Here is a 23,897-nt window from a genome sequence, read left to right as displayed (position 1 = left end):
GACCCTAACCCCCGCCGGTACTGTCTCCTCCGTGGACTCGACGACGGCTCAGCGCAACCGCCGCAACATCGCCATCTTCGGCCGGTTCGCGCTCGTCGGCGCCTCGGGCGTGCTGGTCAACCTGCTGGTGCTGGTCGTGGCGAAGAAGCTCGGGCCAGACGCCCAGCTCGTCTTCCTGGACATGCCGCTGACGCGCTTCAACGTGCGCTGGTACCACGTCTTCTCCACCCTGGCCTTCGTCGTGGCCGTGGTGTGGAACTTCCAGCTCAACCGGGTCTGGGCCTTCGGCTCGACCGGCAAGGCGTCGTGGTGGTCGGAGTTCCGTCCCTTCTTCGCGGTCGGACTGCTGGGCCAGGTCGTCGGCCTGGGCCTGCTGACGCTGCTCATGCACCCGGGGTCGCCCCTGGCGTTGCCGACCGACCTGCTCGACGACTCCTCCGGCCTGCGCACCCGTCTCTACTGGGGTCAGCTGCTGGTGATCTCGGCCGTCACGCCGCTGTCGTTCGTGCTCCACAAGCTGTGGACCTTCTCCGCCGTACGCACGCACCGGCTCGAGGACGCCGACAAGCCGTAGGGACGTGCGGGACGTGCTGGGTTGGTGCGCGGTCCTCAGAGGTGGTCGAGCAACCAGCTCGGGCTCATCGGCGTGGCACCAAGGCCCTGCACGCGGGCCCGCAGGAAGTTGTCGGCCGTGATCACGGTGACGCGGTGGCCGGCCTCGACGGCCGCCCGGGTCTGACGCTCGATCTCGGAGTCGCCGTCCTTGGGGGCGTGCACGGTGCGGACGTGCTGGTCACGCCCGGCCCGGACCCCGCCCTTGGCCGCGCCCTCGAGCACCAGCACGATCTCGTCGTGGGGCGTGTCCCCCACGAGGAGCTGCTCGTGGAGCCGGCGGGCGGCACCGGCGCGGTCCTTCCACCACCCGTTGGGACGGGTCCCCACGACGTTGGCGGCGTCGACGACCAGCACGGTGCTCACCTACCCGACGGTATCCCCACATCCGCAGATGTGCGCGCGCCGCCCCCGGTGCCACGGTCGAAGGTGGGCGTGCTCATCCAGGGTGCGCCGTGGACCGAGGAGCACGTCAGCCATGCACCGGACAACCACACTCAGCGCCGCACTCGGCGTCGCCGCGAGCCTCGCGCTCGCCGTCAGCACCACGGCCACTCCAGCGGCCGCCCGCAAGCCCGCGCCCGCGCCGTGGACCACGGTCGCCACCGGACTCGACAACCCCCGGCTGCTGTCGTGGAGCGGCCAGTCGCTCTACGTCGCCGAGGCAGGTCGAGGCGGCGACGGCGCGTGCGTCCCCAACCCCGAGGACCCCGAGGCCCAGACCTGTCTGGGCCGCACCGGGGCCGTCACGAAGGTGACGCTGGCCCACCGGGGCCGTGCCCAGCAGAAGCGCGTGCTCTCCGGCCTGCCTTCCCTCGCGACGCCGCCCGGCAACGAGGCCAGCGGCCCGGCCGACGTGCTGGTGCGCGGCAACCGCTGGTGGGTCACGGTCGGGCTCGGCGGTGACACCGCCACCCGCGCCAGCCTCGGGCGCGACGGCGCCCGTCTCGGCACGTTGGTCACCGGGACGTTCGCGAAGAAGCACCGGGGCCAGCGCGGATGGTTCGGGGCCCGGTCCTGGATCGCGGCCGACCTGGCAGCGTACGAGGCCCGGAACGACCCGGACGGCAACGGCGAGGACTCGAACCCGACCGGCCTGGCGCCGGTGCGTGGCGGCCTGGCCGTGACCGACTCCGGAGGCAACAGCGCCCTCCTGGTGGACGGGAGGTCACGCGTGTCGACGGTGGCCACGTTCCCGACCCGCATGGTGCCTCCCCCGCCCTTCCTTCCCCCGGGCCAGGACGTCCCCATGGAGTCGGTCCCGACCTCGGCGGTCCAGGGCCCTGACGGTGCCTGGTACGTCAGCGAGCTGACCGGGTTCCCCTTCCCGCCCGGTGAGTCCACGGTCTGGCGCATCCCGAAGCGGGGTGGCACCCCGACGGCGTACGCCACCGGCCTGACCAACGTGACCGACCTGGCCTGGCACCGCGGCAAGCTCTACGTGGTCCAGCTGGTCGACGTCGGCCTGCTCAATGCCGACCCAGCGGCCGGCGTCCCGCAGGGCTCGTTGCGTCGGGTCGAGCGCGACGGCAGTACGACGGTCGTCGCCGAGGGCCTTCCCGCTCCCTACGGCGTGGCCCTGAAGGAGAGGTCGGCCTACGTCACCACCTGCTCGGTCTGCGCCGGCGGAGGCTCGGTCGTGAAGGTCGGCCTGCGCTGACCGTGGCCCACTGCAGGCGCGAACGGCCCTGAACGACCTGGGACGACACTGCGGCCCCGGAACCTGTCCGGGGCCGCAGTCGTGCCAGGTCAATGCCCCCCAGTCCTGGGAGGGCTCAGCTCACGGCTGGGAGACCCACGAGCTGGTCACTTGAGGAACTTGGAGAAGTCCTTCGGCAGCTGCAGGTTGGCGGCTGCTGCCTCGTAGTCGACCTCGTCGCCGCCGAAGGGGTTCGCCGCCTTGGGCTTCTCGGTGAGAGCCTTCTTCTGCTGCGCAGCCTTGGCGGGGTTGCCGGAGACGCGCTTGCTCTTGCCCTTCTTGGGAGCCTGACGGCCCTTCTTGCCGCCACCCGCCCCGGGAAGGCCAGGCATTCCGGGCATGCCGGGCATGCCGCCCTTGGCCATCTGCTGCATCATCTTGCGGGCCTCGAAGAAGCGGTCGACGAGCTGGTTGACGTCGTTGACCTTGGTGCCCGAGCCCTTGGCGATGCGGGCGCGACGCGAGCCGTCGATGATCTTCGGGTTCTGGCGCTCGGCGGGCGTCATCGACGAGATGATCGCCTGGATGCGGTCGATCTCGCGCTCGTCGAAGTTCTCGAGCTGGTCGCGGTACTGCCCCATCCCCGGCAGCATGCCCATGATCTTGGTCATCGAGCCGAGCTTGCGCAGCTGCTTCATCTGCTCCATGAAGTCCTCGAGGGTGAAGTCACCCTTGCCCGAGAGGAGCTTCTCGGCGGCCTTCGAGGTCTGGTCGGCGTCGAACGCCTTCTCGGCCTGCTCGATCAGGGTGAGCATGTCGCCCATGTCGAGGATGCGGGAGGCCATCCGGTCGGGGTGGAACAGGTCGAAGTCGGTCATCTTCTCGCCGTTGGAGGCGAACATGACCGGCTTGCCCGTGACCGAGGCGATCGACAGCGCCGCACCACCGCGCGCGTCACCGTCGAGCTTGGTGAGCACGACCGCGTCGTAGCCGACCCCGTCGAGGAAGGCCTGCGCGGTGTTGACCGCGTCCTGACCGATCATCGCGTCGACGACGAAGAGGACCTCGTCGGGCTGGACGGCGTCGCGGATGTCCGCGGCCTGCTTCATCAGCTCCGTGTCGACGCCGAGACGACCGGCGGTGTCGATGATGACGACGTCGTGCAGCTTGCGCTTGGCCTCCTCGATGGAGGCACGGGCCACGGAGACCGGGTCACCGACGCCGTTGCCGGGCTCGGGCGCGAAGACGGGGACACCGACCCGGCCACCGTTGACCTGGAGCTGGTTGACGGCGTTGGGGCGCTGGAGGTCGGCGGCGACCAGGATCGGGGTCTTGCCCTGCTCCTTGAGCCACAGCGCGAGCTTGGCTGCCAGCGTGGTCTTGCCCGCACCCTGGAGACCGGCCAGCATGATCACGGTCGGGCCGGTCTTGGCGTAGCGCAGGCGACGGGTCTCACCACCGAGGATGGTGACGAGCTCCTCGTTGACGATCTTGACGATCTGCTGCGCGGGGTTCAGCGCCTGGCTGACCTCCTCGCTGCGCGCCCGCTCCTTGACGGCGCCGACGAACTCCTTGACCACGGGCAGGGCAACGTCGGCCTCGAGCAGCGCGATGCGGATCTCACGCGCCGTGGCGTCGATGTCGGCCTCGGAGAGCCGTCCCTTGCCTCGCAGGTTCTTGAAGGTGTCGGCAAGGCGGTCGGAGAGTGTGGCGAACAAGAGCTCTTCCCTCGTGGGCGTAGTGGTGGCGCGGACGTACGGGAGCCAAGACTATCCGGCGAGTCCCCGACCTGACCTCATCGCGGGGCCGCGTCCGTCCCGCGGATGATCGTCCTGGTTCCCGTTGCGGTCTCACCGGGCACGCTCCACCTCCCGTTCGACCTCACCCGCCAGTGCCCTACGGACCGCGTGCGCGGCCTCCGCGGCCCGTTCGTCGCGCAGCGCGTCGGCGCCGAGCTCGCACAGGTAGAACACGTCGACGGCCTGCGGACCCACGGTGTCGACGTGGGCGGAGCGCACGGTCATCCCGCGCGAGGCCACGGCGGAGAGCACCGTGTGCAGCAGCCCCGTCCGGTCACCGGCGCGGACCTCGAGCACGGTGGCGCGGCGCGAGGCCTCGGGACGCACCTGGACGGTCGGTTCGAGCACGTCACCGGCGGCCGGCTTCAACCGATCGACGCCGCCCTCACCCGCCACCACCAGGTCGAAGCGCCGTCGCAGCAGGGCGGCGTCGAGCGAGTCGTGGGTCACGTCCCAGACGGAAACTCCCCACTCCCCCTGCGACCAGACGCGAGCCCGCCTGACCCCCGCCTTCTGCAGCGTGAGGACGGCCGAGACGTCGGCCAGGAGCCCCACCCGGTCGGGGGCGATGACGGTGACGGTGGGACCCGACTCCCCCGCGACGACGTCGAAGTGGACCGTGCTGCGTCCAGCGAGGAGGTCGTCGGGCACCGCGAGCGTGGGGAGGCCCTCCTCGACCTCCGGCTCCGGCCGTGTCGCCAGGACCCGGTCGACACGGGCCGCGAGGGACTGCACGAGCTGGGCCCTCCAGGTCGACCACGCCTTCGCCGAGGCGGCGAGGGCATCGGCCTCGGTGAGGGCCGTGAGCAGCGAGAGCGTGAGGCGCGAGCCGACCTTGGCGGCCACGTCCTCCTGCGTCACCGGGTCGTCGGGGTCGCGGGTCGTGGCCGTCTCGGAGAGCAGCAGGTGCCAGCGTACGAGCGTGGCGAGCGTGGCCCGGTCGTCGGCGTCGAAGCCCATCCGGGCGGTGATCGGTCCGATCATCTGCTCGCCCGCGACGCTGTGGTCGAGCGTCTGGCCCTTGCCGATGTCGTGGAGCAGCGCCGCGACCATGAGCAGGTCGGGGCGGGCCACCCGTCGGATCAGCCTGGCGGCCTCGATGCAGGTCTCCACCACGTGACGGTCGACGGTGAAGCGGTGGATGGCCGAGGCGTGCGGCAGCAGGCGGATCTCCTCCCACTCGGGCAGCACCTGGTCGAGCGCGCCGGTCTCCTCCATCGTCTCCCAGACGCCGAGCAGGCCCCGCCCGGACGCGAGCAGCCGCACCAGCAGCTCGCGGGCCTGGGCGGGCCACGGCGTCGGCAGCGGGGGGCACTCGGCGACCAGGCGCGCCGCGCTGACCGGGGAGAGCAGCAGGCCGCGCTCGGCGGCCTCCGCCGCAGCGCGCAGGAGCAGGAGGGCGTCGTCGGCGGGGGCGACCTTGCCGTCGAGGACCACCTCTCCCCCGGACTCCGCCACACCGGGAGCGAGCGGGGTCAGGTGGGGGCGCCGGGGGCCGCGGCGGGCCTTCGTGTCCAGCACCGCCTCGGCGCGGTGCCAGGTGAGGCGGCTCAGGTGCGCCACCCGCCGCCCCAGCATGCGTACGTGGCGTTGTGCGGCCTCGGCGTTCTCCAGGCCGAGCTCCTCGGCCAGGGGCGCCCACGCCTCGGGGGCAATCCGGTCGCCGGAGCGACCGGTGATCTCGTGCAGGTGGTCGCGCACGTCCAACAGCCCTCGGCGGCCACGCTCGAGGTCGGCGTGCGGCACGTCGACCAGCCAGGAGGCGACCAGCGCACGCATGACGGTGGCGTCGCGCAGCCCGCCGGCAGACTCCTTGAGGTCCGGCACGGAGGCGTGGGCCAGCTCGCCGACGGTCTCGTGGCGCTTGGCGACGAGGCTGTGGACGGCGCCGAGGCGTTCCCGGGCCGTGCGGCGCCAGCCCGCCAGCACGGTGGTGCGCAGGCGCAGCGTCAGGTTGCTGTCTCCGGCGAGGTGACGGATGTCGAGCAGCCCGAGCGCGACCCGGACGTCGGCGTCGGCGGCGGAGATCATCTGCGAGAAGGTCCGCACCGCGTGGTCGATCTTGAAGCCTGAGTCCCACAGGGGGTACCAGACGTCGGTCGCCACGGTGCCCACCTCGACCCCGTCGTCGTGCACGAGCACCACGTCGAGGTCGGAGTAGGGAGCCAGCTCACCGCGTCCGTAGCCGCCGACCGCGACCAGCGCGACACCGGTCTCCGGGCCGCCCGCCTGGGCGTACGCGGTGCGGCAGACGTCGTCGGCGATCCCGGTGCGGACGGCGCGTTGATCGGCGCTCATGAAGGCTCCCTGGGTGGATGGAGGACGAGACAGGCCCACCCCGGACGAGGTGCGGGGTGGGCCTGCTCAGGTGTCGTGCTCATCTGCGGTGCTGGTGCCCGTCCGAGGGACGGGCGGGGCCGGGGAGGCTCAGAGAGCCGCCTCGTCCTTGTCGCCGGTGCGGACCCGGACCACGGAGTCGACCGGCATGACCCAGACCTTGCCGTCACCGATCCGACCGGTCTGCGCGGTCTTCACGATGATGTCGACGATGTCGCCTGCGTCGGAGTCCTCGACCACGATCTCGATGCGGATCTTGGGCACCAGGGCGATGTCGTACTCAGCGCCTCGGTAGACCTCCGTGTGGCCCTTCTGGCGACCGTAGCCGCTGACCTCGGAGACCGTCATCCCGGCGACTCCGAAGGTCTCGAGGGCCTCTCGGACGTCCTCCCACTTGTGGGGCTTGATGACTGCGGTGACGAGCTTCATGCGCTCGCTCCTTCCTTGACCTTGTCAGTGGTGGTGTTGCCCACGAGGCTGCGGCCCCGACCGACGGCGGTGCCGAAGTCGTAGGCGGTCTCCCCGTGCTCGGAGAAGTCGACACCCTCGATCTCGGCCTCCTCGTCGACCCGGAGGCCGATGACTGCCTTGACGAGCAGCGCCACCAGGAAGGTGAAGACCGCCGACCAGAGCATGGCGAAGAGGGCGATGACGACCTGGACGACCAGGAGCTTGGCGCCGTCACCGTAGAACAGGCCGCCGGAGGTGGCCAGGAAGCCGATGCCGACCGTTCCGACCAGACCACCGACGAGGTGGACGCCCACCACGTCGAGCGCGTCGTCGTAGCCGAACTTGTACTTCAGGCCGACCGCCAGGGCACACAGGGCACCGGAGACGAGGCCCAGGATGATCGCGCCGATGGGCGACAGGGCGCCACAGGCCGGGGTGATGGCGACGAGACCGGCGACGACACCCGAGGCGGCACCGAGCGAGGTGGCCTTGCCGTGGCGGATCTTCTCGACGACCATCCAGCCGACGACGGCGGCAGCGGCCGCGACGGTGGTGTTGAGCCAGACCAGGCCGGTCTCGGCGATGAAGAGGGCGTTGGACTCCTCGGTGCCGTCAGCGGGGAAGACGATGGAGCCCACGTTGAAGCCGTACCAGCCGAGCCACAGCAGACCGGCACCGATCATGGTCAGCGGCAGGTTGTGCGGCTTGATCGGCTCCTTGCCGAAGCCGAGGCGCTTGCCGAGCATGAGGGCCAGGATGAGGCCCGCGACACCGGCGTTGATGTGCACCACGGTGCCACCGGCGTAGTCGACCGGGGCGACGCTCGCCATCCCGTCCGTGACGCCGAACATCCAGGCCGCGAGGGACTCCTCCTCACCGCTCAGGAGACCACCGCCCCAGACCATGTGGGCGAGCGGGAAGTAGGAGAAGGTGACCCAGAGCGGCAGGAACAGCACCCAGGCGGAGAACTTGAGGCGGTCGGCGACCGCACCCGAGATCAGGGCGGCGGTGATGACCGCGAAGGTGAGCTGGAAGCCGACGCCGATGTAGCCGCTGGGGTCGTAGCCCTCCAGGCCGAACCACTCGAACGGGTTGGCGAACAGGCCGAGCACCGAGGTGCTCTCACCGGCCTCGTTGGTGCTGTAGGACATCGAGTAGCCCCACAGGACGTAGACGATGCCGACGATGCCGACGGAGCTGAACGACATCATCATCATGTTCAGCACGGACTTGCTGCGGCTCATGCCGCCGTAGAACAACGCCAGCGCGGGGGTGGTCATCATCAGCACGAAGGACGCTGAGACCAGCATCCAGGCGTGATAGCCGGTGTCCATGGGACCTCCAGTGATTCTCGGGTGGTGGTTCGGGGCTGATGGAAGAAGACTCGTGCCACGAGATTTCGCTGCGCCGCACCGCATGTTGCAGACAGGAAACGTCTCTGCCGTTGTCTGTTACATCCGTGTGAAGCGAAGGTCACCCTCACGCGCTCCGCGGCTCGTCCGCCCCGGGCGCTACCCTCACCCCGTGAGAATCATCGGGACGCTGATGGTGCGCGACGAGGTCGACGTCGTGGCCGCGATGGTGGAGCACCACCTCGACCAGGGCGTCGACCTGATCGTGGTCACCGACAACGCCTCGGTCGACGGGACGACGGAGGTGCTCGCAGCGTACGAAGCCCTCGGCCGCGTCGAGCTGCACCACGACCCCGAGCACCGCAAGCAGCAGCACCAGGTGGTCACCCGGATGGCCCGGCGCGCGCGCACCGAGCACCGCGCCGACTGGGTGCTCAACCTCGACGCCGACGAGTTCGTCTTCGCGCGCGACCCCGCCCTCACGGTCCGCCAGGCACTGGAGGCCACTCCCCTGCACCTCAACGCCTTCACCGTCGACGTGGTCAACATGATCGGCCCGACCGCCGAGTCCGGCGCCGGCTTCGACCGCCTGGTGTGGCGCGACCACCGCCCCGAGGACCTGCTCCTCGAGCGCGAGCTGCACGGTCACCCCACGCCCAACGCGGTCCACCGGGGCGAGTGCGACATCGTGGTCCAGCAGGGAAACCACTTCACCTCGATGCCGAGCAACGGCCAGCCGGACCCGTCGGTGGCGCTGGAGGTCCTGCACCTGCCGTGGCGCTCGTGGGAGCAGTTCGAGCGCAAGGTCGTCAACGCGGGGCGCGGCTACGAGGCCTCGCCCCACCTGCGACCCAGCCCGAAGCACCACGGCATGCGCGACTACCGGCTGTGGAAGGAGGGCAGGCTGCACGCCACCTACGACGCCCGGTGCCCCTCCCCCGCCGAGTTCGACGACTGGGCGGCGCGCGGATGGGTCGAGCACGACACCCGGCTGCTCGACCGGCTCACCGACCTCCGGTCACGTGCCCTGCGGCCGGACCTGCTCGAGGCCAGCCTCGGCTGAGGTCCGTCAGCGGTCGAAGCCGCGCTCGGCCCGGACCTCGACGGCGATCTCGACGAGGCGACGCGCCCGCGCCTCGAAGGAGTGCTCGCGCCGGATCCGCTCCGCGGTCGCCCGGCGCTCCTCGTCGTCGCCGAAGACCAGGTCGGGATCGGCGAGCGAGCTGAGGCGTACGAGGTCCTCGGGCGTGCGCGCCACCTGGACCGAACGCCCGAAGAGGTCGCCGAGGCCGGTGACGTCATCGGTCAGCACGCGGGCACCGCTGGCGACGGCGTCGAAGAGGCGGTTGGAGAGGAACCCGCCGAGCCGCATGTCCTCCCAGTGGTCGTTGAGCACCACGCCGGCGGAGCGGTAGGCGGCGCCGAGGTCGGCGTTGGCGAGGTAGGTGCCCTTCAGCACGCGGCGCGGCACGAGCCTCTCCCACTCGGTGCCGTAGAGCGACAGCGGCAGCCCCTGCTCGAGGGCGTCGCGCACCATCGGCCGGTGGACCCCGCGCGCGCTGCCCACGAAGAGGACCGGGTGACCGGTGTCGGGCACGGCCCGGTCCGGGTGGAAGAGGCGGTGGTCGGTGGCCTGGAGCATCGGGTCGACCCGGATGCCCCAGCGGCGGGTCTGCTGCTCGGCCCACGGCACCGACGCGGCCAGCACGCGGTCGTACGTCGCCGCCTCGGCCCCCGAGAGGTGCTCGGGGTGGGAGATGACCCACCCGAGGGTGACGTTCTCGGCGGTGGCCCAGAAGGCCGTCAGGCCGCGCAGCACCAGGTTGACGTCGTCGTGGCGCCCGGTCGGGCGGTCGAAGGCGTCCCGGCGGTCGACGACGACCTCCTGCCCGATCGAGCGCAGGGCCTCGGCCAGCGAGCTCGCGAAGTGGGTGTCGCCCCACAGGTCCCCCGCGGGGGTCGCGGGAGCCGGGTTCTTGATCGCCCAGCGCAGCCGCGGCGGCCCCTCGGAGACGACCGCACGACGGCGCACCAGCACGGGCTCGACCATCCCCAGGTGGCGGTCCAGGCGCTGGTGGATCGAGAGCGCGTGGCCGTGCACGTCGAAGCCGCGCGTGGTCCACAGGTCGACGTCGTCCTGGGGAAGCCGGCCGCGCCAGCGATCGAGGAAGACCCGGCGGTTCACCGAGATGTGACGGTGACGGCCGGGCGTCTTCGACTCGTGGTGCACCACGACCGAGTCGGGGCGCACGGTGAAGCGGCCCGGACGCACGGACGCGGCCCGCAGGCAGAGGTCGACGTCCTCCATGCCGTTGGTGAAGATCGGGTCGAAGCCACGCAGCGCGACCACGTCGGCGGTGCGCATCGCCAGGCACGCGCCCGTCACGGCGCGGAAGGGCAGCTCCTCGATCCCGGCCGCGTCCTCGGGCGGGAAGCCGGTCAGGAAGCCTTGCGCCAACCCGCCGGTGCTCGGGAAGGCCAGGCCCGCGCACTGGATCGTTCCGTCGGGGTAGAGCAGCAGCGGCTGCGCACCGATGACGGTGTCGTCCTCGAGCGCCTCCACCAGCGGCGCGAGCCAGCCCGGCTGCACCTCGGTGTCGTTGTTGAGGAAGACCACGGTCTCCCCCCGCAGCCTCGGCACGGCGACGTTGTTGCCCAGTGCGTAGCCGAGGTTGGTGACGCGGTGGTCGACCTCGACGCAGTCGTACCTCAGCGTCAGGAGGTCGAGCATCACCGCGGCGTCGGGGTCGGTACCGTTGTCGACGACGACCACCTGCAGGCGGTGGCCGGTCTCGGGGGCGAGCTCGACCAGGCGGTCGACGGCAGTGGTGGTCATCTCCCAGTCGGCGTAGGTGGGGATCACCACCGAGACGACGTCGGCCTCGCGGGCGACCTCACCCTCGGCTTCCCAGTCGACCAGGAGGTCGTTGAGCACGACGTCGGCCCACGCCGCGACCTCGCGCTGGTTGAAGACGGGGCGTCTGGGACCTGGCAGGCCCCGGGCGGCGCGGGACGCGGCCAGGTCGCGGACCACCCCGACGGACTCGACCAGCGGCACGCCGGTGAGCTGGGCGACACGGGCGAGCAGCGCGAACTCCCAGGCCGAGAGGAGGGAACGGTCGAGCCCGACCTCGTCCACGGTCGCGCGGCGCAGCAGCAGGCGCTCGGCGGCGATCCCGGCCCGGCGGGTCGGGACACCGTGGCCGATGCCCGCGCGCGACAGGTAGGAGGTCCCGTCCTCGCGGACCATCTGCATCACGTCGGCCACGGCACCGGCCCGCTCGCGCTCGGCCGCCACGAGGAGACGCGTCAGCCGGTCGGGGGCCCAGGTGTCGGCGGCGGTCAGGAAGGCGACGTACGCACCCTGGCCGGAAGCCAGCGCCTTCTCCAGCACCGTGGTCCCGCGGAGTCCGGAGACGTCCACCCGGGTCACCGAACCCGCCGGTGCCACCTCGTCGATCGCCTCCAGGACGTCGGCGGTGGTCTCGTCGTCGAGCACCAGGAGTCGCCACGCGCCGTGGGTCTGGGCCCGCAGCGACGCAACGCTCGTACGCACGTGCTCGGCGCTCCCGCCGGGGGTCAGCACGACGTCCACCACGACGTCGGCCACCCGCGAGGCGAGGTCGACCTCCACCTCGGGCACGTGCTTGAGGGCCCGGCGCGTCACGACGGGCAGCGCCTCCGCCTCGGCCTGGGCGGCCAGGGCGCGGTGGCGCTCCAGCAGCCAGGCCCGCAGATCAGGGCTGCGACCGTCGGCGTCCAGCGGTAGCCATCGGTTGCCGGGAGCGCCGGCGGGCGCACCCACCTCCAGGTAGTGGCCGATCGGGCCGTGCGGATGGTCCTTGGCGCCCGGGACGGTGCGGCGGTAGTGGACGGTGGAGAAGGCGGGGTGGGTCGGCCTGCCGAACGGCTTGCGTCGCAGGTAGACGAGGAAGGGGTCCTTGCCGCTCAGGTCGATCGCGGACGAGCGGGCGAACCACGCCGGGTCGAAGAGCGGTTGCGGCGAGGTACGTTTCTCCCGCGGGGTGGCCAGGTAGTGGCGGACCAACGCCTCCTTGTCGCCCTGCGCACCGGTGCGCAGGGCGTACCACTCGGCGTCGAAGAGCGGGCTCTCCAGCAGCAGCCGCACCCGGGCGCCGACCGGGCGGGGGGACGACGTCGGCGCCTGACGGCGCAGGGCACCGCCCTTGGCGCGCACCCGGGAGAGGACCCGCCGCACCGAGGTCACCCGACCGCTCCCCACCGAGGTCCCCTCAGCCCAGCAGGGCGTCGACGAACGCCTGCGGGTCGAAGGGGGCAAGGTCGTCCGGGCCCTCGCCGAGGCCGACCAGCTTGACCGGTACGCCGAGCTCGCGCTGGACGGCGACCACGATGCCGCCCTTGGCCGAACCATCGAGCTTGGTGAGCACGATGCCGGTCACGTTGACGGCCTCGGCGAAGACCCGTGCCTGGATCATGCCGTTCTGACCCGTCGTGGCGTCCAGGACCAGCAGCACCTCGGTGACCGGGGCGAGCTTCTCGATGACGCGCTTGACCTTGCCGAGCTCGTCCATCAGGCCGGCCTTGTTCTGGAGACGGCCGGCGGTGTCGACCAGGACGGTGTCGACGCCGCGCGCGATGCCTTCCTTGACCGCTTCGAAGGCGACGCTGGCAGGGTCGGTACCCTCCGGCCCGCGGACCACGTCGACGCCGACACGCTCGCCCCAGGTACCGAGCTGCTCGGCGGCGGCAGCGCGGAAGGTGTCGGCCGCGCCCATGACGACGGAACGGTCCTCGGCGACGAGGATGCGTCCGATCTTGCCGACCGTGGTGGTCTTGCCGACGCCGTTGACGCCGACGACGAGGACGACGCCGGGCTTGCCGTCCTCACCGGTGACCTGCAGGCGACGGTCGAGGTCGGGGTTGACGAGGGCGAGGAGCTCCTCGGACAGGACCTGGCGCGCGTGACCCGCTTCTCCGCCCTCGACGCGCAGGCGCGTACGCAGGTTGTCGACCAGCTCGGTGGTGGGCGCGACCCCGATGTCGGCCGTCAGCAGGGTGTCCTCGATCGACTCCCACGTGTCCTCGTCGAGCTTGTCGCGCGACAGCAGGGCCAGGAGCCCCTTGCCCAGCGCTCCCTGCGAGCGGGAGAGGCGCTGGCGCAGCCGCACCAGGCGCGAGGCCGTGCCCTCGGGGCGCTCGAGGGTGGGAGCCGCCTCCTCCGGCACCGGCGGCGCCGCGGCCTCCTGGCCGGGCACCTCGGTGGGGGCGGTGACCTCTGGCGCCTCCTGGTCGGTGCGGGGCGGCGGGGTGACGGCGTCGGTCGGCGCCGACGGCGGAACGGACTTGCCTCCTCCCGCGCGGAGCGACACGGAGATGGCGACCGCGACGACGATCACAGCCAAGATCGACAGAGCGATCAGCACGTAGGTCCAGCCAGGCAGAGCATCCATGGGGAGCATCCTCCCAGAGACTCAGCGTCTGCGGATCAGGGGTTCCTCGTCGTCGGGAAGCGGCGGTACCCGGTCGGCGGCCCGACGCATGACCCGGCTCAGCCACCGTGCGTGGGGGACGTCGCGGCCTCGGTACGGATAGGCCACGTAGGCGAGCACGAGGAGGCCCACGACCAGGCTCAGCAACGTCATCAGCAGGACCGCCAGCACGTCCACAACTCCCTGTCAGGCCGAGGTCGGGCCCCCGTGGCCCTCGTCCACCACAAGCGTGGCACAGGGGTGGGAACCCTCCACCTGACTAGGCCGGTTCTGGCTCCTTCAGCCGCTGGCTGATCACGGCCGAGACGCCGTCGCCCCGCATGGTCACGCCGCAGAGCGCGTCGCCGACCTCCATGGTGCGCTTCTGGTGCGTGATGACCAGGAGCTGGGAGCTCTCGCGCAGCTCCTCGTAGATCTGCAGGAGGCGACCGAGGTTGGTGTCGTCGAGGGCGGCCTCGACCTCGTCGAGGATGTAGAACGGCGAGGGCCTCGCCTTGAAGAGGGCGACCAGGAAGGCGACGGCGACCAGCGAGCGCTCACCGCCCGACAGCAACGAGAGCCGCTTCACCTTCTTGCCCGGCGGGCGCGCCTCGACCTCGACGCCGGTGGTGAGCATGTTGGAGGGGTCGGTGAGCACCAACCGGCCCTCTCCCCCCGGGAAGAGTCGCGCGAAGGTCGCGTCGAACGCCTTCTCCACGTCGGCGTAGGCCTCGGTGAAGACCTGCTCGACCCGGAGGTCGACCTCCTTGACGATGTCCATGAGGTCCTTGCGGGTGCGCTTGAGGTCGTCGAGCTGCTCGGTGAGGAACTTGTGCCGCTCCTCCATGGCCGTGAACTCCTCCAGCGCCAGCGGGTTGACCCGCCCGAGCTGGGTCAGCGCACGTTCGGCGGCCTTGAGTCGCTTGAGCTGCTCCTCACGGACGAAGGCAACGGGCTCGGGCGCCTCGTCCCCCTCGGCCACCTCGCCGAAGAAGGGCACGGGCAGGTGCGGCCCGTACTCGTCGACGAGCACCTGGGGGTCGAGGCCGAGCTCGTCGACGGCCTTCTCCTCGAGCTGCTCGATCCGCATCCGCTGCTGCGCCCGCGCCAGCTCGTCGCGGTGCACGGAGTTGACCAGCTCGTCGTGGTCGCGGGTGAGGTCGCGCAGCCGGGCACGTACGGCCATCAGCTGCTCCTCGCGCTGGTGGCGGGAGCGTTCCACGGCGGCCCGCTCCTCGGCCGCCTCGTTGACCGAGGACTCCAGGGCGTGCAGGACGACCGCGACGGCCGCCCCGACGGCCTCGGCGGCCCGACCTTCGCGTACGAGGCGCTGACGCCGCGCCTGGGCCTTGGCCCGGTTATCCCGCTCGGCGCGGGCCTGGCGCAGCAACGAGTCGGCGCGTCCGTGCACGGCCCGGGCCCGCTCCTCCGCCGTACGCAGCGCCAACCTGGCGTCCATCTCCGCCTGACGCGCCGCGCGGGCGGCCTCGACCAGCTCCTCGCGGGCGGTGGTGTCTGGCTCGGTGTCGGGGGCCTCCTGGGCCTGCTGGAGACGGGTCTCGAGGTCCACCAGGCCGGCGAGGTCCTTCTCGCGCGCCTCGGTGGCCGCGGTGATCGCCCGTTCGAGGCGCTCGGCCTCGGCCCGGGCGTTGCGAGCAGCCGACCCGTACTGGCCCAGCTCCTCGGCGACCGCCGCCAACGTGGCGTCGGACTCGTGCAGCTGCGCCAGCGCCACGTCGACGCGCTTGTGCGCCTCCAGCCGGACGGCCTCGGCGCCCGAGACCTCGAAGCCGAGCCGCTCGGCCCGGGCGGTCGCCTCGGCCAGCAGCTGCTCCGCCTCGTCGTGGGCCGCCTGGACCTCGAGCAGGCTGGGCTGCGACGAGGAGCCTCCGGACGCGTGGTGGGGAGCAAGGAGGTCACCGTCGCGGGTCACGGCGACGACACCGGGGATGCTCTCGACCAGGGTGCGCGCGGCCTCGAGGTCGGGCACCACAGCGACGTGGTCGAGGGCACGGGACAGGGCTCCCGCGAGCTCGCTCGGAGCCGTGACGACGTCGATCGCCCAGACCGCTCCCCCCGGCAGGGCGGGCCAGTCGCGGGCTGCGCCCTCCGCACCAGCCAGGAGCATCTGGGCGCGACCGAGGTCGTCGTCCTTCAGGTGACCGATGGCGGCGACGGCGGCAACGGCGTCGCGTACGACCACGGCATCGGCAGCCTGGCCCAGGGCGCTGGCGACCGCGGCCTCGTAGCCGGCGTGCACGGTGACCAGCGCGGCCACCGACCCGAGCAGGCCGTCGACCTGCTCGCCGGCCGCCAGCAGCGCTCCCGTCCCGTCCTTGCGGCTCAGCCCGAGGGCGAGCGCCTCCAGGCGAGCGCGCAGCGCGGTGCGGTCGCTGTCGGCCCGGGCGGTCTCGGCGCGCAGGCGCTCCACCTCGGCCTCCGCGGCGTCGAGGGCCTCGACGGCCGCCTCGTGCTCGGCGTCCAGACCTTCCTCGCCGGCGTCGAGTCCGGCGACCTCGGTCTCCAGGGCGGTGAACTGGGCGGCGGCGCGTTCGGCGCGACCCAGCGCGTCCTGGCGGGCCTGCGCCAGACGTCCGAGCTCCTCGTCGGCGGCGGCGGCACGGCTCCTGAGTGCGTTGACCTGTCCCGTCAGGCGGGCCAACCCTTCGCGCCGGTCAGCGGCCGCGCGCTGGAGCGCCGTGATCCGGCGATCCTCCTCGGTCGCGGCGTCCTCGGCGGTACGTCGGTGCGTCACCGCCTCCTCGAGCGCCGTACGCAGCCCCTCGACCTCGGCGGCGATGGTCGCCTCCTGCTCGCGGGCACGCTCCGCGTCGGCCTCGAGCCGGTCGGGATCACGCCCGCTGTCGACGACGTCGTCGGCGGCGCCCTGGGCGTTGCGCACCCGCTCGGCCGCCAGCGACTGGGTGCCGCGCAGCCGCTCGCGCAGGCCCGAGAGGGCGAACCACGCCTCCTGCGCGGCCGCCAGCGCGGGCAGGTCCTCGCGCAGCGACGCCTCCAGCCCGGCCTCGACCTCGCGGGCCTTGGCCAGCTCGGCCTCCACCTCGGCGCGCCGCTGCACCAGCAGCGACTCGTCGGCGAGGTCCTGCTCCAGGACGTTGCGAGCGGTGACCAGGTCGTCGGCAGCGACGCGGGCGCGGGCGTCACGCACCTCGGCCTGCACGGCCTGGGCGCGGCGGGCCACCTCGGCCTGCCGGCCGAGCGGCTTGAGCTGACGACGGATCTCGGTGAGCAGGTCGGCCAGGCGGGTCAGGTTGCCCTCGGTGGAGGCGAGCTTGCGCAGCGCCTTCTCCTTGCGCTTGCGGTGCTTGAGGACGCCCGCGGCCTCCTCGATGAACCCGCGACGGTCCTCCGGGGTCGCGTGCAGGATCGAGTCGAGCTGGCCCTGCCCGACGATCACGTGCATCTCACGCCCGATGCCGGAGTCGCTGAGCAGGTCCTGCACGTCGAGCAGTCGGCAGAAGGTGCCGTTGATCGCGTACTCCGAACCGCCGTTGCGGAACATCGTGCGGCTGATCGTCACCTCGGAGTAGTCGATCGGCAGCGCACCGTCGGAGTTGTCGATGGTCAGCTGCACCTCGGCGCGCCCCAACGGCGGACGGCCGGACGTGCCGGCGAAGATGACGTCCTCCATCTTGCCGCCACGCAGCGACTTGGCGCCCTGCTCACCCATGACCCAGGCCAGCGCGTCGACGACGTTGGACTTGCCGGAGCCGTTGGGCCCGACGATGCAGGTGATCCCCGGCTCGAGCTGGAGCGTGGTCGAGGAGGCGAAGGACTTGAACCCCTTCAGGGTCAGGCTCTTCAGGTACACCCGGGCCTCCTCACCGTCTCTCGCCCGGCGCAGGCACTCGCCCGCTGCGGCGCGCTCAGACTACCGGTGAGCGGCGTCAGATTCGCCGACTGGCGGCGACGGGCCAGCGAACGCGGTGGGAGACGCGCAGAAGTTCCCGGGGACCGTGGGTCTCGACCGGGCACGGGTGGGCGCCCGAAGGCGCCGAGGACAGAGCGTCAGACGGGCTGCATGTCCTGGAGCGACTCGCGCTCCAGGGCAGCGGTCGTCTCGAGGTCGGCGAGACGGGTGTTCTCGTCCTGGAGGCGGATCACGAGGGCCTCCAGGTCAGCGACCCGACGACGCAGACGCGCGTTCTCCGAGAGCGCTCGGGAGGCGCCGCGGGGGTCGGTGTGGAGATGTCCGAGGAGAGCCTTGGCCATCGGGAACCTTTCGACGTCAGCGGGCAGGCCAAAGGAAGGCCGATTTCAAGAGTCCCACCCTCGACGGACCGGGTCAATTCCCAGATCGGAGGTGTCAGTCACATCGCCGCACCGGGTCAGGCTGCCGAAGGCACGAGGCCGTACGGGTGCTTCGGGGTCGTACGTCAGGCCCTGCGCCGACGCGGAACCGGCTGGCAGCGCGGGCAGAAGTAGGAGGAGCGGTTCATGAAGGCCACCCGGCGGATCGGGGTGCCGCACCGCTCGCACGGCTCGTCCTCACGCCCGTAGGCGTGCAGGCTGCGGTCGAAGTAGCCGGACTCTCCGTTGACGTTGACGTAGAGGGCGTCGAAGCTGGTGCCGCCCTGGTCGAGCGCCTGGAGCATGACGGCCCGGGCCTGGCCGATCACCTCGATCGCCTGGGCGCGGGTGAGCCGGTCACCGGGGCGCTCGCCGTGCACCCGGGCGAGCCACAGCGCCTCATCAGCGTAGATGTTGCCGACCCCTGAGACGAGGGTCTGGTCCAGCAGCTGACGCTTGACCGCGCTGCCGCGGGCGCGCATCCGGCGGGCGACCGCCTCGGCGTCGAACTCCGGGTCGAGCGGGTCGCGGGCGATGTGGGCGATCTCCGCCGGCAGCACCGCCCCGCCAGGGGCATAGCTGACTCCGCCGAACATCCGTTGGTCGACGAAACGCAGGTCGGCCCCGGTGTCGAGCGAGAAGCGCACCCGCAGGTGGCGCTCGATCGGGGCCTGCGGCGTCTTGACGAGCATCTGTCCGCTCATCCCGAGGTGACCCAGCATCGCGTCGGTGTCGTCGAGGACGAGCCAGAAGTACTTGCCGCGGCGGCGCACGGCCGTGACCGTACGTCCGGTGACGGCCTCGGCGAACCCTTCGGGTCCGAGGGGGTCACGGCGCAGCGGGCGCGCGTGGAGCACGTCGACACCGGTGATCCGGGCGCCGACGACGTGGGCCTGGAGCCCACGGCGTACGACCTCGACCTCGGGGAGCTCGGGCACGGGACGGGCTCAGGCAGGGACGTCGTCGCCCTGGGCGACGGCGGCCCGGGCCTCGGAGATCTCGCCGTAGGCAGTCTGGGCGGCGGCCTGCTCGGCCTCCTTCTTCGACCGTCCGGTGCCGTGGCCGTAGAGGTCGCCACCCACTCGCACCTGGGCGGTGAAGGTCTTCATGTGGTCCGGACCCTCGTCCTGGATCACGTACTCCGGAACACCGAGCCCGTGGCTGGCGGCGAGCTCCTGGAGGGAGGTCTTCCAGTCGAGACCCGCGCCCATGGCAGCAGCAGCCTCCATGAGCGGGTCGAAGAGGCGGTGCACGACCTGCCGGGAGACCTCGAAGCCTCCGGACAGGTGAATGGCGCCGATCACTGCCTCGACGGTGTCGGACAGGATCGACGCCTTCTCACGCCCACCTGTCGTCTCCTCGCCACGGCCGAGCTTGATGTACTCGCCGAGACCGATGCTGCGGGCCACGTCGGCCAACGCCCTGGCGTTGACCACCGCGGCCCGCAGCTTCGCGAGACGACCCTCGGACAGGTCCGGGTGGTTCGTGTAGAGAGTCTCTGTCACCACCACGCCGAGCACGGAGTCCCCGAGGAACTCCAGGCGCTCGTTGGTGGGAAGTCCACCGTTCTCGTACGCGTACGAGCGGTGCGTCAGCGCGCGCTCAAGCAGCTCGGGGGTCAGTACTGGATCCCCGAGCGCCTGGCGCAGCTGCGTGGTCAGAGGATGAAGCCCGGTCAGAGGACCTGGCGACGCTCGGCGCGCGCACCGTACTGGCCGCACTCACCGCACGCACGGTGCGGGAGGTGCTTGGCGCCACACGCGGGGTTGGCACAGTTCACCAACACGGGGGCGACAGCCTTCCACTGCGAGCGACGGTGGCGCGTGTTGCTGCGCGACATCTTCCGCTTCGGAACAGCCACTGTTATCTCCTCATGCCTGGGCCATGACGGCCACTTGCTCGTTGTCCGGTCGGGTTCGACCGGCTCAGTCCTCGTCCTGCTTCAGGGCCTGGAGGCCCGCCCAGCGTGGGTCGATCGCAGCCTCGTGACCATGGTCAGGGTCGTCCGCGAGTCGCGCACCACATTCGATGCACAGCCCGGGACAGTCGTCCTGGCACAGCGGCTGGAACGGCAGTGCAAGCACCACCGCGTCCCGCAACAGGGGCTCGAGGTCGAGCAGGTCGTCCTCGAGCTTGCTGACCTCGTCGTCCAAGTCCTCGTCGGACTCGTCGTGCCGGTGGTCGTCGTACACGTACAGCTCCTGAAGATCCACGAGGAACTCGTCCTCGATGGGCTTCAGGCAGCGTACGCACTCGCCCACGAGCTCGGCTTGCGCCGTGCCCGTCACCAGCACGCCCTCCATGACCGCCTCGAGTCGCAGGTCCAGCTGGATCTGCTCCCCTTCGGGGACACGGAGCACTTCGATGCCAAGTTCTGCGGGTGCCGGGACGGAGAGGGACAGCTCGCGCTGGCTTCCCGGGCGGCGGCCAAGCTCGCGAGTGTCGATCACGAGCGGCGCTTTCGGGTCCAGACGGCTCACTGGCCCACTTTCATCTTCGGCACAACAGAACTAGGGAACTCTAACCGCCCGGCGTGCGGCTGGGCAAAACTGGGTCGCGTCGAGCCACTGTCCGTGACAGTCCTCACAGGGTCGTTCGACCGGCCAGGAGCACTCACGACTGCCGGGACCGCTCGGCGAGGCGGGCCGTGAGCCGCTCGAGCACGAAGGGCGGGACGAAGGCCGCCACGTCTCCCCCGAGGCCGGCCACCTCCTTGACGAGGCTGGAGGAGACGAACCCGTAGGTCGGCTCGGTCGCCACGAAGACCGTCTCGACGTCGGCGAGGTGGGAGTTCATCTGGGCCATGGGCAGCTCGTACTCGAAGTCGCCCGCAGCCCGCAACCCCTTCACGATGGCGTGCACGTCGTTGTCGCGGCAGAAGTCGGTGAGCAGCCCGGTGAAGCCGGCGACCCGGACGTTGCCGAAGGGCTCCACGGCCCGGCGCAGCATCTCCATGCGCTCGTCGGCGTCGAAGAGCCGGCTCTTGGACGGGTTGGTGCCGACCGCGACCACGACCTCGTCGAACAGACCGGAGGCCCTCCGGACGATGTCGAGGTGTCCGTTGTGCACCGGGTCGAAGGAACCGGGGCAGACTGCACGGCGCACGCTCACTCCTCGGGGTCGTCGAGGCCGTCGGGGTCGTCGTCCTCGTCGGCGTGACCGTACCAAAGCACCGTCTCGCCGTACTTCTTCTCCCGACGTCCCACGAGCCCTTCGGGCCATGTCGGGGCCGCGCTGCGCACCCCCCGCTCGACGACCACCAGCGCCCCGGGCACCAGCCAGCCCTGCTGCACGAGGGCGACCAGGTCGGCGTCGACGCGCTCGCTCTCCAGCGGATAGGGCGGGTCGGAGAAGACCACGTCGTACGGCGCGGCCGGCGAGGTCGCCAGGACCGCCTGGACCGAGGAGCTGCGTACGTCGGGCTTCGCGAAGCCGAGGTCGCGCGCGTTGGACTGCACCAGGGCTGCCGTACGCCGGTCCTGCTCGACGAAGGTCACCACCCCGGCGCCGCGTGACCAGGCCTCCAGCCCCACGGCACCGGAACCGGCGTAGAGGTCGAGGAAGCGCAGGCCGTGCAACGAGCCGCACCACGACTCCACGGCCGAGAAGAGCGCCTCTCGCACCCGGTCGCTCGTCGGCCGGGTGGCCTGCCCGCGGGGCGTGGCGAGGCGTCGTCCGCCGGCCTGTCCCCCGATGATCCGCGTCATGCCTTCTCCATGTAGTCGGAACGGGAGCTGTCCTCGATCTCGGCCACCAGTCGCGCCAACCCCGGCGCGCTGGTGAGGTCCGGGTCCTCGTCCAGCAGTGCGTCCGCAGCCTCCCGAGCCGCCACGATGGTCTTCTCGTCCCGGAGCACCCGCAGGTTCTCCAGGCTGGAGCGGAAACCGCTCTGGTTCTTGCCGAGCACGTCGCCCTCGCGGCGCTGCTCCAGGTCGACGCGGCTCAGCTCGAACCCGTCGGTGGTCGCGGCCACGGCCTCCAGGCGCTCGCGGGCCTCACTGCCGGTCTCGGCGTGGCTGACCAGCAGGCAGAGGCCGGGCAGTCCACCACGACCGACGCGGCCACGCAGCTGGTGCAGCTGCGAGACCCCGAACCGGTCGGCGTCGAGGATCACCATCATCGTCGCGTTGGCGACGTCGACACCGACCTCGATCACGGTGGTGGAGACGAGGACGTCGACCTCCCCCGCGGCGAACCGTCGCATCACCTGCTCCTTGGCGTCGGGCGCCAGGCGCCCGTGCAACGCCTCGACGCTGACTCCCGACAGCGGACCCTGGGCCAGCATCGCCGCGACCTCCTCCACCGCAGCCAGCGGTCGGCGCGGGGCTCGGTCGTCCTCCCGCGGGGCGTCGCTCTCCCCTGCCTCCAGCTCGTCACCGGCGATGCGGGGGCACACGACGTACACCTGGTGCCCCTTGGCCACCTCCTCTGCGACGCGCTGCCACACCCGCTGCTCCCAGTGAGGCTGCTCGGAGAGCGGTGCGACGTGGGAGGAGATGGGGGCCCGGCCGGCCGGCAGCTCGCGCAGCACCGAGGTCTCCAGGTCGCCGAAGACCGTCATCGCCACGGTCCGCGGGATCGGGGTGGCGGTCATGACGAGCACGTGCGGAGGCGTCGCGGCCTTGTCGGTCAGGGCGGCGCGCTGCTCGACGCCGAAGCGGTGCTGCTCGTCGACGACCACCAGGCCGAGGTCGAAGAAGGTGACGTTGCCCTCCAGCAGGGCGTGGGTGCCGACCACGATCCCGGCATCACCCGTGGCGATGTCGAGCATCGCGGCTTGACGCTGGGCCTTGCCCATCGACCCGGTCAGCAGGGTGACGCGGGTGGCGTCCTCGGCGCCGCCGAGCATGCCGCCCGCGGCGAGGTCACCGAGCATCGCGGTGATGGAGCGGTGGTGCTGCTGGGCGAGCACCTCGGTGGGCGCCAGCAGCACGGCCTGGCCCCCGGAGTCGACGACCCGGAGCATGGCGCGCAGGGCGACCAGCGTCTTGCCCGAGCCCACCTCCCCCTGGAGCAGGCGGTTCATCGGATGGGGCTGGGCGAGGTCGGCCTCGATGACCTTCCCCACCTCACGTTGGCCGGCGGTCAGCTCGAAGGGGAGGCGCGCGTCGAAGGTCGCGAGCAGCTCCCTCACCCCTCCCGTACGCGCCTGGGCACCCTGGGCACGCAACGCCGCGCGGCGACGGGCCAGGACGAGCTGCAGGACCAGCGCCTCGGTGAACCGGAACCGCTGCTGCGCCCGGGTCACCTGGCTGTGGTCGTCGGGGCCGTGGATCCACCGCAGAGCGGTCATCACGTCGAGCAGGTCGTAGCGTGCGAGCAGGTGCTCGGGGAAGACGTCCTCGACGCCGGTGACCACCTCCAGGGCGAACTGGATGGTCTTCTGCAGGTCCCAGGAGTAGAGCTTCGCGGTCAGTGGGTAGACCGGCATCAGTCCCTTGAGGCTGGCCGCGAGAGCCTCGTCGCTGCTGCCTGCGCCGTCCTCGTCGGGGGCCTCTCCCCCACCGAAGACCACGCTGTGCGGCTGCGCCAGCTGCCACGAGCGGTTGAAGACCTGGACCTTGCCGGTGAACATGCCTCGGCTGCCCACGGCCATGCGACGCTGCTCCGCCTCCGCCATCCCCTTGTAGGGCAGGAAGAAGGTCATCGTGAACTCCGGGCCCTGGGTCCTCACCCGCACCTCGAGCCGGTGACTCATCCGTTGGGTGCGCCGGTTGACGAACTGCTTCACCTCGCTGGAGGTGATCTCACCGACGACGCTGAGCAGCTCGCCCTCGACCGGCGTGGCCACCTCGCTGAGCTCGCTGGTGCGCACGTAGCGGCGTGGGAAGTACCAGAGCAGGTCTCCCACGGTGGCGAGGCCGAGGCCCTCCTCCACCGCCTTGCGCTTCTTGACCGACTTGCCGAAGACGGCGGCGATCGGGGTGTCCGGGGTGATGGCGACCAC

The 23,897-nt window shown here is 71.5% G+C and carries 20 protein-coding genes; 3 read left to right on the top strand and 17 right to left on the bottom strand.

Translation table 11 applies throughout. The annotated features are described in order from the left end of the window. The first annotated feature begins 31 nt into the window (after positions 1-31). On the top strand, positions 32-574 hold the full coding sequence (locus tag FCL41_RS05535; protein ID WP_239021795.1) for a GtrA family protein: 543 nt from the start codon (positions 32-34) through the stop codon (positions 572-574). 35 nt (positions 575-609) lie between these two features. On the opposite strand, the gene FCL41_RS05530 is transcribed toward FCL41_RS05535, so the two are convergent. After that, complete coding sequence (locus FCL41_RS05530; RefSeq protein WP_137066498.1) at positions 610-978, bottom strand: NYN domain-containing protein; 369 nt, start codon at positions 976-978, stop codon at positions 610-612. Positions 979-1,090: 112 nt separating this feature from the next. On the opposite strand from FCL41_RS05530, the gene FCL41_RS05525 reads away from it, so the two are divergent. Further along, positions 1,091-2,272, top strand: coding sequence for a ScyD/ScyE family protein (locus FCL41_RS05525; protein ID WP_137066496.1), 1,182 nt, complete (start codon positions 1,091-1,093; stop codon positions 2,270-2,272). Between the two features lie 146 nt (positions 2,273-2,418). Here FCL41_RS05525 and ffh read toward each other — a convergent pair whose 3' ends face one another. The 4 genes from ffh to FCL41_RS05505 all read right to left on the bottom strand — a co-directional run bounded on the left by ffh (position 2,419) and on the right by FCL41_RS05505 (position 8,171). After that, positions 2,419-3,969: a signal recognition particle protein gene (gene ffh / locus FCL41_RS05520; protein WP_137066494.1), complete on the bottom strand. Its 1,551-nt coding sequence runs from the start codon at positions 3,967-3,969 to the stop codon at positions 2,419-2,421. Positions 3,970-4,101: 132 nt separating this feature from the next. Further along, positions 4,102-6,348, bottom strand: coding sequence for a [protein-PII] uridylyltransferase (locus FCL41_RS05515; RefSeq protein WP_137066492.1), 2,247 nt, complete (start codon positions 6,346-6,348; stop codon positions 4,102-4,104). 129 nt (positions 6,349-6,477) lie between these two features. Next, positions 6,478-6,816 carry a P-II family nitrogen regulator gene (locus FCL41_RS05510; RefSeq protein WP_137066491.1) on the bottom strand — a complete coding sequence of 113 codons (339 nt, stop codon included), beginning with the start codon at positions 6,814-6,816 and terminating at the stop codon, positions 6,478-6,480. Next, on the bottom strand, positions 6,813-8,171 hold the full coding sequence (locus tag FCL41_RS05505) for an ammonium transporter (protein ID WP_212723165.1): 1,359 nt from the start codon (positions 8,169-8,171) through the stop codon (positions 6,813-6,815). Before FCL41_RS05505 ends, FCL41_RS05510 begins: the two co-directional genes overlap by 4 nt. Positions 8,172-8,361: 190 nt before the next feature. Between FCL41_RS05505 and FCL41_RS05500 the strand changes: the two genes are divergently transcribed. Next, entirely contained in the window at positions 8,362-9,252 is an 891-nt protein-coding gene (locus FCL41_RS05500) for a glycosyltransferase family 2 protein (protein WP_239021794.1), read from the top strand. Between the two features lie 6 nt (positions 9,253-9,258). Here the strand turns inward: FCL41_RS05500 and FCL41_RS05495 are convergent, their stop codons facing one another. From FCL41_RS05495 to FCL41_RS05440, 12 genes are all read right to left on the bottom strand, one after another. Next, a complete protein-coding gene (locus FCL41_RS05495; protein WP_170970290.1) occupies positions 9,259-12,417 on the bottom strand; it encodes a glycosyltransferase in 3,159 nt (1,052 codons plus the stop codon). Positions 12,418-12,442: 25 nt separating this feature from the next. After that, positions 12,443-13,621, bottom strand: coding sequence for a signal recognition particle-docking protein FtsY (ftsY, locus tag FCL41_RS05490; RefSeq protein ID WP_137066489.1), 1,179 nt, complete (start codon positions 13,619-13,621; stop codon positions 12,443-12,445). A 21-nt stretch (positions 13,622-13,642) separates the two neighbouring features. Beyond that, entirely contained in the window at positions 13,643-13,831 is a 189-nt protein-coding gene (locus FCL41_RS05485) for a hypothetical protein (protein ID WP_137066488.1), read from the bottom strand. An 88-nt stretch (positions 13,832-13,919) separates the two neighbouring features. Then, positions 13,920-17,471 carry a chromosome segregation protein SMC gene (gene smc, locus FCL41_RS05480; protein WP_138868052.1) on the bottom strand — a complete coding sequence of 1,184 codons (3,552 nt, stop codon included), beginning with the start codon at positions 17,469-17,471 and terminating at the stop codon, positions 13,920-13,922. A 197-nt stretch (positions 17,472-17,668) separates the two neighbouring features. Continuing rightward, a complete protein-coding gene (locus FCL41_RS05475; RefSeq protein WP_137066486.1) occupies positions 17,669-17,872 on the bottom strand; it encodes a hypothetical protein in 204 nt (67 codons plus the stop codon). 164 nt (positions 17,873-18,036) lie between these two features. Further along, positions 18,037-18,888, bottom strand: coding sequence for a bifunctional DNA-formamidopyrimidine glycosylase/DNA-(apurinic or apyrimidinic site) lyase (gene mutM, locus FCL41_RS05470; RefSeq protein ID WP_137066485.1), 852 nt, complete (start codon positions 18,886-18,888; stop codon positions 18,037-18,039). A 9-nt stretch (positions 18,889-18,897) separates the two neighbouring features. Further along, complete coding sequence (gene rnc, locus FCL41_RS05465) at positions 18,898-19,671, bottom strand: ribonuclease III (RefSeq protein WP_137066484.1); 774 nt, start codon at positions 19,669-19,671, stop codon at positions 18,898-18,900. After that, entirely contained in the window at positions 19,626-19,811 is a 186-nt protein-coding gene (rpmF, locus tag FCL41_RS05460; RefSeq protein WP_137066482.1) for a 50S ribosomal protein L32, read from the bottom strand. Before rpmF ends, rnc begins: the two co-directional genes overlap by 46 nt. Positions 19,812-19,875: 64 nt before the next feature. Continuing rightward, positions 19,876-20,400 carry a YceD family protein gene (locus FCL41_RS05455; RefSeq protein ID WP_212723164.1) on the bottom strand — a complete coding sequence of 175 codons (525 nt, stop codon included), beginning with the start codon at positions 20,398-20,400 and terminating at the stop codon, positions 19,876-19,878. Between the two features lie 163 nt (positions 20,401-20,563). Then, a complete protein-coding gene (gene coaD / locus FCL41_RS05450; RefSeq protein WP_137066478.1) occupies positions 20,564-21,055 on the bottom strand; it encodes a pantetheine-phosphate adenylyltransferase in 492 nt (163 codons plus the stop codon). A gap of 2 nt (positions 21,056-21,057) precedes the next feature. After that, positions 21,058-21,657 carry a 16S rRNA (guanine(966)-N(2))-methyltransferase RsmD gene (rsmD, locus tag FCL41_RS05445; RefSeq protein ID WP_137066476.1) on the bottom strand — a complete coding sequence of 200 codons (600 nt, stop codon included), beginning with the start codon at positions 21,655-21,657 and terminating at the stop codon, positions 21,058-21,060. After that, positions 21,654-23,897 carry an ATP-dependent DNA helicase RecG gene (locus FCL41_RS05440; protein WP_212723163.1) on the bottom strand — a complete coding sequence of 748 codons (2,244 nt, stop codon included), beginning with the start codon at positions 23,895-23,897 and terminating at the stop codon, positions 21,654-21,656. The genes rsmD and FCL41_RS05440 overlap by 4 nt, the downstream gene beginning before the upstream one ends.

The sequence above is a fragment of the Nocardioides jishulii genome, from assembly GCF_006007965.1.
Taxonomy (GTDB): Bacteria; Actinomycetota; Actinomycetes; order Propionibacteriales; family Nocardioidaceae; genus Nocardioides; species Nocardioides jishulii.
This window is presented reverse-complemented; position numbering and strand designations above follow the sequence as displayed.